1 rRNA gene is annotated in these 1,083 nt (G+C 56.2%); it reads right to left on the bottom strand.

Annotation, left to right across the window (positions count from 1 at the left end):
- A 23S ribosomal RNA gene (locus ACGF5U_RS31915) occupies positions 1-1,083 on the bottom strand; the annotation flags it as partial.

Here is a 1,083-nt window from a genome sequence, read left to right as displayed (position 1 = left end):
ACAACTGGCACACCAGAGGTTCGTCCGTCCCGGTCCTCTCGTACTAGGGACAGCCCTTCTCAATATTCCTACGCGCACAGCGGATAGGGACCGAACTGTCTCACGACGTTCTAAACCCAGCTCGCGTACCGCTTTAATGGGCGAACAGCCCAACCCTTGGGACCGACTCCAGCCCCAGGATGCGACGAGCCGACATCGAGGTGCCAAACCATCCCGTCGATATGGACTCTTGGGGAAGATCAGCCTGTTATCCCCGGGGTACCTTTTATCCGTTGAGCGACGGCGCTTCCACAAGCCACCGCCGGATCACTAGTCCCGACTTTCGTCCCTGCTCGACCCGTCGGTCTCACAGTCAAGCTCCCTTGTGCACTTACACTCAACACCTGATTGCCAACCAGGCTGAGGGAACCTTTGGGCGCCTCCGTTACCCTTTAGGAGGCAACCGCCCCAGTTAAACTACCCATCAGACACTGTCCCTGATCCGGATCACGGACCCAGGTTAGACATCCAGCACGACCAGAGTGGTATTTCAACGACGACTCCACCTGAACTGGCGTCCAAGCTTCACAGTCTCCCACCTATCCTACACAAGCCGAACCGAACACCAATATCAAACTGTAGTAAAGGTCCCGGGGTCTTTCCGTCCTGCTGCGCGAAACGAGCATCTTTACTCGTAGTGCAATTTCACCGGGCCTATGGTTGAGACAGTCGAGAAGTCGTTACGCCATTCGTGCAGGTCGGAACTTACCCGACAAGGAATTTCGCTACCTTAGGATGGTTATAGTTACCACCGCCGTTTACTGGCGCTTAAGTTCTCAGCTTCGCCCCGTCGAAACAGAGCTAACCGGTCCCCTTAACGTTCCAGCACCGGGCAGGCGTCAGTCCGTATACATCGCCTTACGGCTTCGCACGGACCTGTGTTTTTAGTAAACAGTCGCTTCTCGCTGGTCTCTGCGGCCACCCCCAGCTCGAGGAGCAAGTCCTCTCACCAAGCGTGGCCCCCCTTCTCCCGAAGTTACGGGGGCATTTTGCCGAGTTCCTTAACCATAGTTCACCCGAACGCCTCGGTATTCTCTACCTGAC

The sequence above is a fragment of the Streptomyces sp. NPDC047886 genome, from assembly GCF_043204435.1.
Classification (GTDB): Bacteria; Actinomycetota; Actinomycetes; order Streptomycetales; family Streptomycetaceae; genus Streptomyces.
This window is presented reverse-complemented; position numbering and strand designations above follow the sequence as displayed.